Below are 14,675 nucleotides of genomic sequence, written 5' to 3' on the forward strand. Positions count from 1 at the left end.
GGATCTTATCCTGCCTTGTTAAAAAGGCTGTTTAACGGAGCCTGCATTAATGGATTATTCTGATGTGCCCGGGCCAGGGTAAGCATAGTACGGCGTAGCGTTGGAATTTGCACCAAGTCGCTAAACAGGCCAATAAACAATTCATGCTGATAGCCACCGTCGGCATCGGCTTTGGCGGCAGCTTCCAGAAAACGCTGGGCGGTTAAAGTATCTAACTGCGCATCATGTCGCCCGGCGATCACACTCAGTAAATGGATATCGGGCTGCGATATTTTGTCTAACAGTTCATTCAACGCATTATTGATTTGCGGATGATAGTCTGGCGTGCTTAACGCTCTGAGCAACCCGAGCATGTTGTGCTTTTGAGCTTCATCTTCAGCAACAGCAGTGAGTTGCTCTATAAAGAAGGCTTGCAGGTTTTCAGGCAGCGATACACTTTCCAGACTACTGAATAACATCTCTAAAAACGGCTCACTAAAGTGTCCGAAGTGTTCAATAATGTGGGCAGCCTGCTTATCATCAATTGCTACCGCGAGGTCGGCAATGGCCTGAACCGGGAGCTGTTGCCAATCAATAATGGCCGGAGCCTGCAGGTATTGTCGGGCTTGATCGAGGGCGTCGCTTTTTGCGTCGTTAAGCGTCTGGCGGGCAATGGCGGAAAACTGTGCCATCAGCTGTTGACTGGGTACGAACGTGTAAGGGTTATCCGGCAGTGCATCGCTGCCTTGTTCACCGGCAATCTGATTGCCCAGTGCATCAACGATGATTTGTAAAAAGTGGTTCCGCGAAGCCTGAATCAATAAGCCCTGTTCATCCAGCGGAAACTTAACAAACCAGATATAACGCTGGGCCTGGGGATTGGTTTGCCAAAACACCACTGCATACCAGGCGTGTTGCTGACGAGGACGGGGAGGGCATACTTTACCGTTTTCGATATCTAAAAATGTTTGCGAGGCAACTGGATAAACTCCACGACCTAAGTCAAAAATGCGATAATCCGTGCCCGCATGTAATAAAAACTCGCTCAGCGAGTGAATACTTTTTGAATTCATGCTGATTTTTACTATGACAAAATTTGCCGATAGTGTAACAGGCATTGGAGTAAGCGCGTAATGATTCATGACCTCAAATCCATTGAGCTGGGCTCAAATTTGTTGTTGGAGCTGGAAGAGATTTTAAAAGCGGCGGGATTGTGGTCGTCGGTCACGCCGTCGCCGGAAGCGCTGGCCAGCCAGCAGCCCTTCGCCTGTGACACGCTTAACTTTGAGGAGTGGCTGCAGTTTATTTTTATTCCGCGTTTACAGACATTGCTGGAAAGCAATACCTTACCTCCGCCCATGCAAGTTCAACCCATGGCCGAAGTCACCTGGCAGGGCAGTTATCTGCCTGTGCAACGGGTGCTGGCTCGATTCGACAGCTGGAGTGAGTCTCACCATGGGTAACACCGAGTTGAAAGTGGTGTATCAGGATGAGCATGTTGTGGCCATTTATAAGCCGGCGGGGTTACTGGTGCACCGCAGCCCGATAGACAAACACGAAACCCGCTTCGCGGTGCAGTTGCTGCGCGACCAGCTCGGCCAGCATGTTTATCCGCTGCACCGGCTGGACCGGCCGACAGCTGGCTTATTATTATTTGCGCTGGATAGCGAAACGGCTTCGATAATGAATGCGCAAATGATGCGTAACGGTATGCAGAAGTCTTATCGGGCGCTGGTCAGGGGGTATGTGAAATCGGCCGGAATGATCGATTACGCACTTAAGTATCGCTGGGATAAATATGCCGATGCCAACCGGACACAGGAGGTCGCGCCGCAAACCGCTCACTCTGATTACTGGCCTCTGGCCCACTATGAACTGCCTTTTCCGGTAGGGCGTTATGCCTCCGCACGGTATTCCTGGCTCGGACTGACACCTCATACCGGTCGCAAACATCAGTTAAGGCGGCACATGGTGCATTTACGTCATCCTATTGTGGGCGACACCACCCACGGAGACGGCAAACACAACGGATTCTTACGTGACCAGTTTGCCTGTCACCGGCTTATGCTGGTGTGCGTGTCGATGGGGTTTTACCACCCGGTTAGCGGTGAGTGGCTAACTATTAAGACGCAAGTCGATAGCGAAATAGAGCAGTTATTGGTAAGCTGGCAGCCGTTTTTAACCTGGAGTCAATAAAGTAAGGTAGGTCCATGGCAACCCTGAATATCATCGTCGGTTCGGTTTACGGTAATGCCGAAAATGTAGCAGAAGAAGTGCAGTCTTATTGTGAAGATCAAGGCATAGATGCGGAAGTATTTAAGGATCCGGATGTTAGTGATTTTACTGAGCCTCAAGCATTGTTAGTGATCACATCCACTACTGGTGCCGGCGATTTACCGCCCAACCTGGAGTTTCCCATTGATGAGTTACGTACGCAGTTCCCGCTGCTAGAACAAAAGCCCTTTGCGGTAGCAGCCTTAGGTGACAGCAGTTACGGTGATTCTTACTGTGGTGGTGGCAAAATTTGTCAGGAACTGTTAACCGAACTGCAAGGCTATCCGGTGGCTGATATGCTGGAAGTGGATGCCATGGAAACACTGGAGCCTGAACAGGATGTACTTAATTGGTTCAAAGGCATTCAGGACAAACTGATTGCTTAAACTTCTTTGTAAAGGCGCTGTTTGGCGCCTTTAGTTCCATCACGGTGAGATGCTTTTCTGTAGCGACACTACCTTTTTGTGGTATCCGGTGTTCGTACACGTTTGTAAACAAGGTCATATTTAAACGAGCCTGAGGATTCTTTTTGCTATGAATGATGTGCTTACCCGTTTTACTGACTGGGCAGCGTTTTACATGTCTAATCTGATTGTGACCGTTTTGGTGCTGATTATTTTCATGCTCGTGAACCGGTTACTCTTGCCGCAAATCGAAAAGCTGGCCACCAGTAGCAAACTGAGTGAAGAGGCCCGCAAGAAAACCTATCACACTGCCAGATTAATCACCGGCGTTATCACCATTGCGGTGTTATTGTTGGTATGGGGCGTTGATTTTAGCGGCCTGATTGTGCTTTCAACGTCTATCATTGCGCTTACCGGTGTTGCGCTCTTTGCCAGTTGGTCTTTGTTGAGTAACATCACCTCTTACTTCGTATTGCTGTTTCAGAATTCCTATACCAAGGGCAACTTTATTCGAATCATCGATGGTGATAATTATATGGAAGGCTATATCGCTGACATCAATTTATTCACCACACGGTTAATTACCAAAGATGACGAAGAGATTGCTTACCCCAATAACCTGGTGCTCACCCGGCCAGTTATTATTAATCCTAAACAGCACTGGCAGGGGATTGGTAAATCAACCGATAAACAAATGCCTGTTCAACCGGAGCAGCCCCGGGAAACTCAGAAAGATTAAGGTAGCAGACGAAAACGCGAAAGGCGCCATATAGCGCCTTTGTTTGAATGCAGCTTAAACCTATCCCTGGCTAATTACTAACACGTCTATTGCTGCCAGCGTTTATGTCCGGTAATTAATTCCCATACCGTGCTGGCCGCTGGGTCATCGCTGGGTTGTATACTACCGCATTTGATAGACTCATTGCAGCTCACACCGCGGATCCGGCTGCCAATTGAATTTTGATCATACTTACCGCTACTCACCAGCGAATCCACCAGGCCATCGAGTACCAGTGTCACTTCAAAGGCTTGGCCAGTGACTTCGATGACTTCGATGTTTTGATCTAATTCCAGATTAGCGAGGATGGCTGAATCCTGTTCAGCATTTGCTGAGCGCTCGGCCAGCTCTTTCAGGTATGCCATGGCTTCGGGATGTCGGGCCCGGGCTAAACGCTGAAATAAATCCACTGCACCTTCCACATCTTTGGTGGCGCCGGTGCCGGATTCTTTCATGCGGGCCAGCAGAAACATCGCTCTCATATTGTTTTGTTCAGCAGCGCTCTCGAGTAAAGCCACCGCCTGTTCCGCTTTTTCGCTATCACCGGATTTTAGAATATTCAGAGCTTTATCATACATGGCCGGCGCATAACCATATTTAATGGAGAGATCGTGCATTTCATCGGCTTTGGCAATGTCCTGGTCGAGTACAAATCCATTGCGTAACCAATCCGCCATGAGGTATGCGGCAACTGGATCGCGATAGCGTGCGCCAAGGATTATATAGTGTTCGGCTTTCTCAAGGTTTTTATCAAAGCCATCGCCGGAAGCATAGGCCATGGCAACAATGGCTGCTGCCCGGCCGCTGCCATTTCTGGCCAGTTGTACCAGATTACGGAGTTGTGTTTTGCAGTCGTCGTCAACACAGTATTTTGCGGATTCAGTAGCACCAGAATAGGCGCTAGCATCCTGGCTGAATGCCAGCAGTAACGCTAATGATGTGGCGTTGACGATTTGTGGGAATTGCATAGTATTTTCCTTAATTTTGCTCACGAGCTGATGTCACGCAGTACTCCTTGCCCCGTTAAACTTAACGAGAATGCGCAAACACCTTGTTTACAAATTTACCTTAGCAGTGTCGCTAAAAAATTGCTAGCCGGAGACATCAAGCCGCTATGATGTTATAAATGTTTACTATCAGAAGCTGCGTTAATCTTGTAACAAGGGCCTATTCATCTGTGTCGAATGCTATCTGGACAACGCATTCTCTGAGTGAGTGGTTTATTTACCCGCAAGAGTATTCGTGTCTAAATCGGCTAGAAACGGCTTAAATCCATATGAAGCCTACGATTAACTTCAATATTAAAGTGTTAGTAATATGCAATATTTCCATAAACTCACTGGGTTAAGAGGCTTTGCAGCTCTAATTGTTTTTGTGTCTCATGCGGCGAATGAAACACTTTTACCAGAATTTTTGGGAAATGGTTTTGGGCAAACTGGTGTCATGCTCTTCTTTCTTCTTAGTGGATTTTTGATGACTCATATATATATCCATGAAGAGTTCACTAGAAACAATATCAAACAATATGCATTCGCTAGGATAGGTCGTGTTTTACCCCTATATTTCACCTTATTAATGATTTCTGTGCTGATAACACAATTCACAGAAGGCAACGCGAATTCTACTTACCCTTTTAAGTTTAATGAACTCAATCGAACCATTGAAGCTTTTATGCTTATTAAAGCCCCATACATTTTTTGGACTATACCCGTAGAGGTGCAGTTTTATGTCGTTTTTATTGGCTTCTGGGGATTGTATAAACTCGGATGTAATGCCTATGTTTTAACTCTTTACGCGTTGCTTACCGTTTTTCCCAGCGCTTATTTTTACTTTTTTGTGAAACCAAAGCTGTTAGGCATTATCTCTACCTACGGTTTTGCTTTCTTCTTGGGGCTTTTTTCAGCCTTCGTCTTAGATAAGATTAAAGATTCAGTTTCGGCACGTAAAGCTGCTAATTGGTTTGGGTTACCCTTACTTCTTTTGTTGTGTATCAACCTGCCTGAACTTCGGGGTAAAGTCGGCTTGGTTTATACCGACGATTTCTTCTGGAAAACATGGGGTGACCCATTGACCTGGCTACTGGTATACAGTGTCTTTATGTGCGTAATTTTAAATTCGACCAGTATGTCAATTTTAAATAATCAGTTTTTTGTTTATCTAGGTAAGATTTCCTACGGTTTTTACTTATTGCATTACCCGGTATTGACGTATTTCGTCGCTATAGATGATTTAAATATGTATTTAAGATTAGGCTTAGCATTGTCTATAACTATGTTGCTTTCCCACTTATCTTTTTATTTTTTCGAAAAACCCGTTGCTAATAAAATACGTCGTTATGGTAAGTCAAATGCGGTATCTGCTTAGGCTAAAGTAAAAAGGCGCCATACCGGCGCCTTTTTAAAAATAACAGGTAAGCGTTTATTCAGCGCCTCGCAGCAGAGCGTTAATCCCAACTTTAGCGCGGGTTTTGGCATCCACCTTTTTCACAATGATGGCAGCATACAGGCTGTATTTACCATCTTTGCCTGGCAGGTTGCCTGGCACGACTACCGCACCGGCAGGTACGCGACCATAATGAACTTCGCCGGTTTCACGGTCGTAAATACGGGTAGACTGGCCGATGTATACACCCATTGAGATGACTGCGCCTTCTTCAACGATTACGCCTTCAACAATTTCAGAGCGGGCACCGATAAAACAGTTATCTTCGATGATGGTTGGGTTCGCCTGCAGCGGTTCCAGAACACCACCAATGCCAACACCACCAGACAAGTGAACGTTTTTACCAATTTGTGCGCATGAGCCAACGGTTGCCCAGGTGTCCACCATGGTGCCTTCGTCAACGAATGCACCGATATTAACGTAAGAAGGCATTACCACTACGTTTTTACCCACGAATGAACCGGTACGCACAGCCGCTGGTGGCACGATACGAACGCCATCAGCCGCAAACTGCTCGGCGGTGTAATCGGCATATTTTAAAGGCACTTTATCGTAGAAGCGGCTTTCTGCGCCTTCCATTACGTCATTATTGTGCAGGCGGAAAAACAGCAATACTGCTTTTTTCAGCCACTGGTGAACAACCCATTCACCGGCAATCTTTTCGGCCACACGTGCTTCACCGCTGTTGAGCAAGGCTATAGCATCGCTGACTGCCTGTTTTACTTCAGCAGGTGCAGCGGAAGGTGTGATACTTGCGCGGTCTTCGAAGGCCGCTTCAATAATGGCTTTTAATTCAGTCATGGTATGTTGATATCTTCAAGTTGATCGAGTTTAAACAATATCCGCTTTTTAAGCGTCGTCTGTTCTTCCGGCGTCAGGGCTTTGCCATGCTCATTTGACACGATAAACACGTCTTCCGCGCGTTCACCGATAGTGGCAATTTTGGCTAATTTTAATGTGAGATTGCAGTCTACGAAAGCGTGACCGACTTTAGCAAGAATTCCGGGCGCGTCCAATGCTTCCAGCTCAATTAATGTGGCATCATCCTGTGACGAATAAAAGCGCACTTTAACTGGTACATCCAGTTGCTTGTGCTGGCGGGAAAGCTTGCGGGTGTTGTTGTGACTGCGTCCGGGTTTAGATAATTGTTCGGCAATAGCCTGTTCAATGGAGCGCAGTCGTGATTCGCCTTCAATACGCGAACCGTCGTTTTCTAATATTAAGATGCTGTCAAACACATGGCCGTCGCGAGTAACGGCGATATGCGCATCATGAATGGAACAGTTACGACTATCGAGAACCGAGGCAATCTGGGCAAACAGGGCAGGGCGATCTTCGCCGTACAGCAGTAACTCGGTACCGCCTTTGGCCAGGTCATTGTTGGTTTTGATCAGCATCTCACCGGCTTTATGGTTCAGCTCAAAGGCCAGAATTTCCTGGCTGTGCCAGCTGATTTGCTCGGGCTTGAAACGGGCAAAATAGTCATCTTCAAATCGCGACCATAAGGTGTCTAAACGATTTGCATCTGCTTTGGCCGCGGTCAGCAGTTTTAGCGCCTTGGCTTTGTGGGAGTCTACCCTCTCGCGCATGGTCACACCGCATTGCAGGCCATTATCCAGGGCTTTTTGCGTCATGCTGTAAAGCTCTCGCAAGAGTGATGCTTTCCAGTCGTTCCACAGATTATCGTTGGTGGCACGAATATCCGCCAGGGTCAGCACATACAATAGATTAAGGTGTGTTTGGCTGCGCACGGCCGTTGCAAAGTCGTTCACTACATCCGGATCGTAAATATCCCGGCGTTGCGCTACCACCGACATCAGCAAGTGGTTTTCAACTAGCCAGGCAATCAGGTCAGCGTCAGCTTTTTCTATCTCGTGAGCCTCACAGAAAATGGCTACATCCTTGGCTCCCAGAGTGGAGTGGTCGCCATTTCTGCCCTTGGCAATATCATGAAAGATTGCAGCAATATAAATAAGCTCCGGCTTCTCGAAATTGCGGACTATGCGACCACAGCGTGGAAACTCGGTATTGTGCGGCTGAAAATAGTGATTAACGTGTTTGACCAACCGGTGAGTGTGTTCATCCACCGTGTAGGCATGAAACAGGTCAAACTGCATCATTCCCACAATATGGTCCCATTCCGGCAGGTAGGCCTGCAGGATGCCGTACTGGTGCATTATATCCCACGCAAAATCAAAAAAGTGCGGGTGTTTAAACAGCTCCAGAATAAGCTTGCGGCATGCAGGTCGTTCCACATAATAGGCTGACTGGAAACGACGGCGGGCGTTACGCAACTGGCGGATACAATTGGTATCCAGTCCCTGAGTCTCAGGTGTGTCGGCAATGGTTTTCAGAAACTCAAGAATATCTTCAGGCGATTCAAACACATTGTTATGTGTGGGGGAAATATTACCGTCAAGCAAACAAAAATCGTCGTTGATGGTTTTACGGCTTTGAATCGTCTGGTTCAGCATGTCATAACGGAAACGCTGTAGCAGCATCTGGTTGAGCTCGCTGATCCGACGTACGGTACGGAAAAAGGCCCGCATCATTTTTTCAACAGCGGTTTTGCTGTCGTCGCCATAGCCCATCATGGCAGCCACATCCGGCTGATAGTCAAACAATAAACGGTTTTCACTGCGACCAGCCACGAGGTGCAGGGCAAAGCGTAGCCGCCACAGCGACATGCGGCATTCTACTAACTCATCGAGTTCATCCTTGGTGAAATAACCATGGCCCACCAGGCCTTTGCCATCGTATTCTTTAAAATGCTTTTTGGCGACCCAGCCAATTGACTGTATATCGCGTAAACAGCCCGGGTTTTCCTTGATGTTGGGTTCCAGGTTGTAGGACGTACCATTGAATTTAGCGTGACGGGCTTTCTGCTCTTCGTATTTTGCAGTGAAAAAGGCTTTGCTGGTCCAACAGGTATCTTTTTCGTTTACGGCATGCCACATATCAACAAAGGTCTGGTCGCAGCCACTTAGCATGCGGCTCTCAACCAGGTTAGTGGCGATGGAAATATCATCCTTGGCCAGTTTTACCGTTTCTTTAATGGTACGCACCGACTGACCAACATCGAGCTTTATATCCCATAGCATGGTAATAAACTGCCCAACCTTTTCCTGCACATCGCGCTTGAGCGGTTTTTTACTGACAATCAGCAGGTCGATATCTGAATAGGGTTGTAAGTGACCACGGCCGTAACCGCCTACGGCACAAAGCGCCAGGCCCTTTTCGTTAGCCAGGCCGTAAAGTGACCATAAGCGTTGCAATAGCGTATCGATAAATAGTGCGCGCCCCGTCACCAGTTCGTCGATGGGGTGCAGAGTAAAGGCTGACTCTAACCACTCATAGCTTTGAGATACCAGTTGTTTAATTGATTTGATGTCGTCGACAGAGTCAATGCTAGCGATTTCTTCACATAACGATTTTAATTTCACAACTCACCCAATGAATACTTCAGAACACTCTCTGTGAATTAATCCGTTAGGACTAACCCGGCACTTTTTGCTGCCTAAGCAAGCGAATGCCGCCCTGAGGCGGCATTATTTATTAACTGTGGTGATAAACTCTTTCGAGATCTTCATCATCCCGTAGGGTCAGTACTTCAACGCCATCCTCGGTGACCAGCAGGGTGTGCTCCCATTGAGCACTAAGACTGCGGTCTTTGGTTACTACAGTCCATTGGTCGGGTAATATTTTTGAATAGCGTTTGCCAGCATTAACCATGGGTTCAATGGTGAAACACATGCCCGGCACCAGTTCGTCACCCGTTCCGGGACGGCCATAATGAACGATTTGGGGTTCTTCATGAAAGCCTGCGCCAATTCCATGCCCACAGTATTCGCGAACAATAGAATAATTGTGGGCTTCAGCGTGAGTCTGACAAATATGGCCAATATCACCAAGGCGCATACCCGGTTTTACTTCCTTGATAGCCTTATAAAGGCATTCCTGAGTAACCCGAACCAGACGGTCAGCCAGAATGCTGGGTTTGCCAACCATAAACATTTTGGAGGTGTCGCCATGGTAGCCGTCTTTAATGACAGTGACATCAACATTAACGATATCGCCATCCTTCAGCTTTTTGTCGGCTGGAATACCGTGGCAGATTACATGGTTGACTGACGTGCAAATCGATTTAGGGAACGGAGGATGGCCATAATTGAGTGGCGCTGGAATCGCTTGTTGTACATTTACTATGTAGTCATGACAAATGGTATTCAGCTCCTCGGTGGTCACGCCTTTTTTCACGTGTTCACCAAGCATCATTAATACATCAGCAGCCAGTTTACCGGCTACGCGCATTTTTTCGATTTCTTCAGCGGTTTTAATTATTGCTGCCACCTGAGTCCTCTTTGAATTAGACAATAAAATGAATGACGGATATAAGGCTTACCTGACTCGCGTCATTTTTAAAACGCTGTATGTTAGCGAATACCGCTGCGCGTGTATAGCGCCTGTCGTTTTTAGCGCCATGAAAATAGCTTATTTGCCCGGTTGAAATCTAACTTTAACTTGAGATAAGGGGCGCTACATGGTATAAAGCGCGCGCTTTTTGATTTAACCCGAATATTTCTGTGGACTTTGGTTCGCCGCAAATCACTTCAGTTATTTCAAAGAAGTACATTACTTAAATTAAAACACACATACACTGTGACGGCGTATCGGGGTGTCTGCATTGCCTTATTGCAATAGCGGATCGATACAAAGGGTGTATGGAGGCCTAACCCCATTTGAGGAATTAAACATGGCAAACGTTTCTATGCGTGACATGCTGAAAGCCGGCGTGCATTTCGGTCACCAAACCCGTTACTGGAACCCTAAGATGAAACCATACATCTTTGGTGCTCGTAACAAAGTTCATATCATCAACCTGGAAAAAACTGTTCCTTTATTCAACGAAGCACTTAACTTCCTGTCTGGCGTTTCTGCCAAGAAAGGTAAAGTTCTGTTCGTTGGTACTAAGCGGGCAGCAGGTGAAGCGGTAAAAGAAGCGGCACAGAAGTGTGACCAATTCTACGTGAACAAGCGTTGGTTGGGCGGTATGCTGACTAACTGGAAAACTGTTCGTCAGTCAATCAAGCGTCTGAAAGATCTTGAACAGCAAAGCCAGGACGGTACTTTCGAAAAGCTGACCAAAAAAGAAGCGCTGATGCTTCAGCGTGAAATGGACAAGCTGGAAAGCAGCCTGGGTGGTATCAAAGACATGGGCGGTCTGCCTGACGTATTGTTCGTAATCGATGCCGATCACGAGCACATCGCGGTAACTGAAGCCCGTAACCTGGGTATCCCGGTTGTATCTGTTGTTGATACTAACTCAAACCCAGATGGTGTTGATTACATCATCCCTGGTAACGACGATGCAATTCGTGCTATTCAACTTTACTTAAACGCCGCTGCTGACGCAGTTAGCGCAGGTCGCAACAGCAACCTGGAAGTACAAGCTGAAGACGAGTTTGTTGAAGCAGCTGAGTAATCTGCTTGCTTAGTCTGAGGCTCAACTGAGCCTCAGACTAGTTGTACCGATCGAATCTGATCGATGATTAAGAATTAATTAAGAGGGGCGTTCGCCCCTTTTACTCTGAATTTAAATATTGCTGAGGAATTGAAAATGGCAGTGACTGCAGCACTCGTAAAAGAATTGCGTGAGCGTACTGGCGCCGGCATGCTGGATTGCAAAAAAGCGTTGGTTGAAACTGATGGTGACATCGAACTGGCCATCGAAAACATGCGTAAGTCTGGTCAGGCTAAAGCCGCTAAGAAAGCTGGCCGTATCGCCGCTGAAGGTGTCATCCTGACTAAAGTTGAAGCGGGCAAAGCGACCATGCTTGAACTGAACTGTGAAACTGACTTCGTAGCGCGTGACGAAGGCTTCCTGGCGTTTGGTAACAAACTGCTGGATGCAGCATTCGAAAAAGGTCTGAACGACATCGAAGCGCTGAATGCGTCTGAAATCGACGGTGGCGTAGTAAGCGACGTACGTGACGCACTGGTTGCTAAAATCGGTGAAAACATCTCTCCACGTCGTGTACTGACTGTTGAAGGTGACAACTTAGGTGCTTACGTGCACGGTGGCCGTATCGGCGTAGTCGCTATCTTAACCGGTGGTAACGAAGACCTGGCGAAAGACGTAGCAATGCACGTTGCCGCTTCTAGCCCACAGTTTGTTAAGCCTGAGCAAGTTCCAGCGGAAGTTGTTGAGAAAGAAAAAGCCATCCAAATCGAAATCGCGATGCAGTCTGGCAAGCCAGCTGAAATCGCTGAGAAAATGGTTGTTGGCCGTATGAAGAAATTCACCGGCGAAATCAGCCTGACTGGCCAGCCTTTCGTTAAAGATCCTTCTGTTTCAGTAGGCGAATTACTGAAGTCTAACGGCGCTGACGTTGTTAACTTCGTTCGCTTTGAAGTAGGTGAAGGTATCGAGAAGAAGTCTGAAGACTTCGCTGCCGAAGTTGCTGCGCAAATGGAAGCTGCTAAGAAATAATTAGCGGTTTGACTTTTGCATTCGGCCAATGTCGGATACACTACGAGCACCTCTTCCGAGGTGCTTTTTTATAGCTGAAAGCAAAGCACCGACTATACCTGAAGATGACGACCGATTAAGTCGGTTTGGCTCATAGTTTGTGTACAAAATATGACCCAAGCCGAATCAAGAGGAAAAAACAACAATGAGCATCGCACCAAAATCCGCCTACCGACGCATTCTGCTTAAACTAAGCGGCGAAGCGCTAATGGGGAATGAAGGCTTTGGTATTGATCCCAAAGTGCTGGACCGCATGGCCCAGGAAATTAAAGAACTGGTAGAGTTGGGTGTTCAGGTTGGACTGGTTATCGGCGGTGGTAACCTGTTTCGTGGCGAAGGGCTCGCCAAAGCGGGTATGAATCGGGTTGTGGGCGACCACATGGGCATGCTGGCCACCGTTATGAACGGTCTAGCCATGCGTGATGCACTGCACCGTGCTTTTGTAAACGCCCGCTTGATGTCTGCTATTCCCCTCAACGGTGTCTGTGATGCCTACAACTGGGCCGAAGCCATTAGCCTGTTGAAATCAGGTCGCGTGGTCATTTTCTCTGCCGGCACCGGCAATCCATTTTTTACCACCGATTCTGCTGCGTGTTTACGTGGCATCGAAATTGAGGCCGACGCTGTTCTGAAAGGCACCAAAGTTGACGGTGTCTTCAGTGATGATCCGGTGAAAAACCCCGAAGCGAAACTGTACTCGCAGCTGTCATATCAGGACGTACTGGAAAAAGAATTAAAAGTGATGGATCTGTCGGCCTTCACGCTGGCACGTGACCATAGCTTACCTATCCGAGTATACAATATGAACAAGCCCGGTTGTCTCAAGCGGGTCGTGATGGGCGAACCTGAAGGCACGTTAATCGACCATGTCGAGAGTGTTACTGAATAATAATACAGGAATGAAATCGTGATTGATGAAATTGAATTAGATGCGCGTGAGCGTATGGACAAAAGCATTACTGCTTTAAAAGGTCAGTTAAGCAAAATCCGCACAGGCCGTGCACATCCAAGTCTGCTGGATGGTATTCAGGTACCTTATTACGGTGTCGACACGCCTCTGCGTCAGTTAGCGAACGTTATCACAGAAGATAGCCGTACCCTGGCATTAACCGTTTTTGATAAGAGCTCAATTCAGGCGGTAGAAAAAGCCATCATGCAGGCCGATTTGGGCTTAAACCCAATGAGCGCTGGTACGACAATTCGTATTCCATTGCCACCGTTGACCGAAGAACGTCGTAAAGATCTGATCCGCGTGGTACGTAACGAAGCCGAACAAGGCCGGGTGGCGATTCGTAATATTCGTCGCGATGCCAACAGCGATATCAAAGAATTACTCAAAGAAAAAGAAATCAGCGAAGACGAAAGTCGCGCGGGTGAAGAAAATATCCAGACACTGACCAATGAATTTATCAAAAAAGTTGATAACATGCTGTCTGATAAAGAAACTGAGTTAATGGAAGTATAAATAAGCTCATGTCGCGATCGCAGACTGACGATACAACGCTGGACGAAAGACTGGCGTTGTTGAATATGCCTAAGCACGTGGCCATTATTATGGATGGCAACGGACGTTGGGCCAAAAAGAAAGGGAAGATTCGTACTTTCGGGCATCGCGCCGGTGTGGAGTCAGTGCGAGCTGCAGTGCGTTTTGCGCGCAAAAACGCTATTCAGTCACTCACCTTGTTTGCATTTAGCAGCGAGAACTGGAAGCGTCCGGAAGAAGAAGTCAGTGTTTTAATGGATCTGTTTAACCTGGTATTAAACAGCGAAGCTAAACGTTTAAATAAAAACGGGGTGCGATTAAAAGTGTTGGGCGATACCTCACGTTTTGATCGCAAACTGGTTGATAAAATCAACAAAGCTGAAGCGATGACCGCGGACAATAAAGAGTTGGTGCTTAATATTGCAGCCAACTACGGTGGCCGTTGGGATATCGTTAATGCCGCCAGACAACTGGCAGATAAAGTGGACAAAGGCACCCTGAGTGCCGGGCAGATTGACGAGGCGCTGTTCGATCAGCATATGTCCACTGAAGGGTTGCCTGAGCTCGATTTGTTGATTCGAACCGGTGGTGAACATCGTATCAGTAACTTCCTGTTGTGGCAGTGTGCCTACGCAGAATTGTATTTCACTGATGTGTTGTGGCCTGATTTCGACGAAGAGGCCTTTTACCTGGCCGTTAAGGACTACAGTGAGCGTCAGCGCCGCTTTGGCCTTATTGGCGAGCAGGTGGAGACCACAGAGGTTGCAAACTCCTAATGACTGCCAG

General features: G+C 47.3%; 15 protein-coding genes. 10 read left to right on the forward strand and 5 right to left on the reverse strand.

What is annotated here, in order from left to right:
- Positions 1-5 precede the first annotated feature (5 nt).
- Positions 6-1,052 (reverse strand): DUF3549 family protein, encoded by a 1,047-nt coding sequence (locus AC2T0J_RS14600; protein WP_489806523.1) that lies wholly within the window; start codon positions 1,050-1,052, stop codon positions 6-8.
- Between the two features lie 60 nt (positions 1,053-1,112).
- Here AC2T0J_RS14600 and AC2T0J_RS14605 point away from each other — a divergent pair, with 60 nt between their 5' ends.
- The 4 genes from AC2T0J_RS14605 (at position 1,113) to AC2T0J_RS14620 (ending at position 3,396) form a co-directional block, all read left to right on the forward strand.
- Entirely contained in the window at positions 1,113-1,442 is a 330-nt protein-coding gene (locus tag AC2T0J_RS14605) for a YqcC family protein (protein ID WP_489806524.1), read from the forward strand.
- Positions 1,435-2,175, forward strand: a complete 741-nt coding sequence (locus AC2T0J_RS14610; RefSeq protein ID WP_489806525.1) for a pseudouridine synthase — start codon at positions 1,435-1,437, stop codon at positions 2,173-2,175. The genes AC2T0J_RS14605 and AC2T0J_RS14610 overlap by 8 nt, the downstream gene beginning before the upstream one ends.
- 14 nt (positions 2,176-2,189) lie before the next feature.
- Complete coding sequence (locus tag AC2T0J_RS14615; RefSeq protein WP_489806526.1) at positions 2,190-2,639, forward strand: flavodoxin domain-containing protein; 450 nt, start codon at positions 2,190-2,192, stop codon at positions 2,637-2,639.
- Positions 2,640-2,787: 148 nt separating this feature from the next.
- Positions 2,788-3,396, forward strand: coding sequence for a mechanosensitive ion channel domain-containing protein (locus AC2T0J_RS14620; RefSeq protein WP_489806527.1), 609 nt, complete (start codon positions 2,788-2,790; stop codon positions 3,394-3,396).
- An 86-nt stretch (positions 3,397-3,482) separates the two neighbouring features.
- On the opposite strand, the gene AC2T0J_RS14625 is transcribed toward AC2T0J_RS14620, so the two are convergent.
- The gene (locus AC2T0J_RS14625; protein WP_489806528.1) at positions 3,483-4,403 is read right to left on the reverse strand and encodes a tetratricopeptide repeat protein; all 921 of its coding nucleotides are present in this window, start codon (positions 4,401-4,403) and stop codon (positions 3,483-3,485) included.
- 349 nt (positions 4,404-4,752) lie between these two features.
- Between AC2T0J_RS14625 and AC2T0J_RS14630 the strand changes: the two genes are divergently transcribed.
- The gene (locus AC2T0J_RS14630) at positions 4,753-5,799 is read left to right on the forward strand and encodes an acyltransferase family protein (protein ID WP_489806529.1); all 1,047 of its coding nucleotides are present in this window, start codon (positions 4,753-4,755) and stop codon (positions 5,797-5,799) included.
- A 54-nt stretch (positions 5,800-5,853) separates the two neighbouring features.
- On the opposite strand, the gene dapD is transcribed toward AC2T0J_RS14630, so the two are convergent.
- From dapD to map, 3 genes are all read right to left on the reverse strand, one after another.
- Positions 5,854-6,678: a 2,3,4,5-tetrahydropyridine-2,6-dicarboxylate N-succinyltransferase gene (gene dapD, locus AC2T0J_RS14635; protein WP_489806530.1), complete on the reverse strand. Its 825-nt coding sequence runs from the start codon at positions 6,676-6,678 to the stop codon at positions 5,854-5,856.
- Positions 6,675-9,320, reverse strand: coding sequence for a [protein-PII] uridylyltransferase (gene glnD, locus AC2T0J_RS14640; RefSeq protein ID WP_489806531.1), 2,646 nt, complete (start codon positions 9,318-9,320; stop codon positions 6,675-6,677). Before glnD ends, dapD begins: the two co-directional genes overlap by 4 nt.
- A gap of 112 nt (positions 9,321-9,432) precedes the next feature.
- Positions 9,433-10,227 carry a type I methionyl aminopeptidase gene (map, locus tag AC2T0J_RS14645; protein WP_489806532.1) on the reverse strand — a complete coding sequence of 265 codons (795 nt, stop codon included), beginning with the start codon at positions 10,225-10,227 and terminating at the stop codon, positions 9,433-9,435.
- 403 nt (positions 10,228-10,630) lie between these two features.
- On the opposite strand from map, the gene rpsB reads away from it, so the two are divergent.
- The 5 genes from rpsB (at position 10,631) to uppS (ending at position 14,665) form a co-directional block, all read left to right on the forward strand.
- Positions 10,631-11,359: a 30S ribosomal protein S2 gene (rpsB, locus tag AC2T0J_RS14650; RefSeq protein ID WP_279318248.1), complete on the forward strand. Its 729-nt coding sequence runs from the start codon at positions 10,631-10,633 to the stop codon at positions 11,357-11,359.
- Positions 11,360-11,494: 135 nt separating this feature from the next.
- Positions 11,495-12,367 carry a translation elongation factor Ts gene (tsf, locus tag AC2T0J_RS14655; protein WP_489806533.1) on the forward strand — a complete coding sequence of 291 codons (873 nt, stop codon included), beginning with the start codon at positions 11,495-11,497 and terminating at the stop codon, positions 12,365-12,367.
- A gap of 184 nt (positions 12,368-12,551) precedes the next feature.
- Positions 12,552-13,295: a UMP kinase gene (pyrH, locus tag AC2T0J_RS14660; RefSeq protein WP_105935046.1), complete on the forward strand. Its 744-nt coding sequence runs from the start codon at positions 12,552-12,554 to the stop codon at positions 13,293-13,295.
- A gap of 18 nt (positions 13,296-13,313) precedes the next feature.
- On the forward strand, positions 13,314-13,871 hold the full coding sequence (gene frr / locus AC2T0J_RS14665; RefSeq protein WP_489806534.1) for a ribosome recycling factor: 558 nt from the start codon (positions 13,314-13,316) through the stop codon (positions 13,869-13,871).
- A gap of 8 nt (positions 13,872-13,879) precedes the next feature.
- Positions 13,880-14,665: a polyprenyl diphosphate synthase gene (gene uppS, locus AC2T0J_RS14670; RefSeq protein WP_489806535.1), complete on the forward strand. Its 786-nt coding sequence runs from the start codon at positions 13,880-13,882 to the stop codon at positions 14,663-14,665.
- The last annotated feature ends 10 nt before the right edge of the window (positions 14,666-14,675 follow it).

This window comes from Alteromonas sp. ISO5, from assembly GCF_058105165.1.

Coding starts and splice junctions, on each gene's coding strand:
- AC2T0J_RS14600 (WP_489806523.1), bottom strand. CDS start 1,052: ATGAATTCAAAAAGTATTCACTCGCTGAGCGAGTTTTTATTACATGCG.
- AC2T0J_RS14605 (WP_489806524.1), top strand. CDS start 1,113: ATGATTCATGACCTCAAATCCATTGAGCTGGGCTCAAATTTGTTGTTG.
- AC2T0J_RS14610 (WP_489806525.1), top strand. CDS start 1,435: ATGGGTAACACCGAGTTGAAAGTGGTGTATCAGGATGAGCATGTTGTG.
- AC2T0J_RS14615 (WP_489806526.1), top strand. CDS start 2,190: ATGGCAACCCTGAATATCATCGTCGGTTCGGTTTACGGTAATGCCGAA.
- AC2T0J_RS14620 (WP_489806527.1), top strand. CDS start 2,788: ATGAATGATGTGCTTACCCGTTTTACTGACTGGGCAGCGTTTTACATG.
- AC2T0J_RS14625 (WP_489806528.1), bottom strand. CDS start 4,403: ATGCAATTCCCACAAATCGTCAACGCCACATCATTAGCGTTACTGCTG.
- AC2T0J_RS14630 (WP_489806529.1), top strand. CDS start 4,753: ATGCAATATTTCCATAAACTCACTGGGTTAAGAGGCTTTGCAGCTCTA.
- dapD (WP_489806530.1), bottom strand. CDS start 6,678: ATGACTGAATTAAAAGCCATTATTGAAGCGGCCTTCGAAGACCGCGCA.
- rpsB (WP_279318248.1), top strand. CDS start 10,631: ATGGCAAACGTTTCTATGCGTGACATGCTGAAAGCCGGCGTGCATTTC.
- tsf (WP_489806533.1), top strand. CDS start 11,495: ATGGCAGTGACTGCAGCACTCGTAAAAGAATTGCGTGAGCGTACTGGC.
- pyrH (WP_105935046.1), top strand. CDS start 12,552: ATGAGCATCGCACCAAAATCCGCCTACCGACGCATTCTGCTTAAACTA.
- uppS (WP_489806535.1), top strand. CDS start 13,880: ATGTCGCGATCGCAGACTGACGATACAACGCTGGACGAAAGACTGGCG.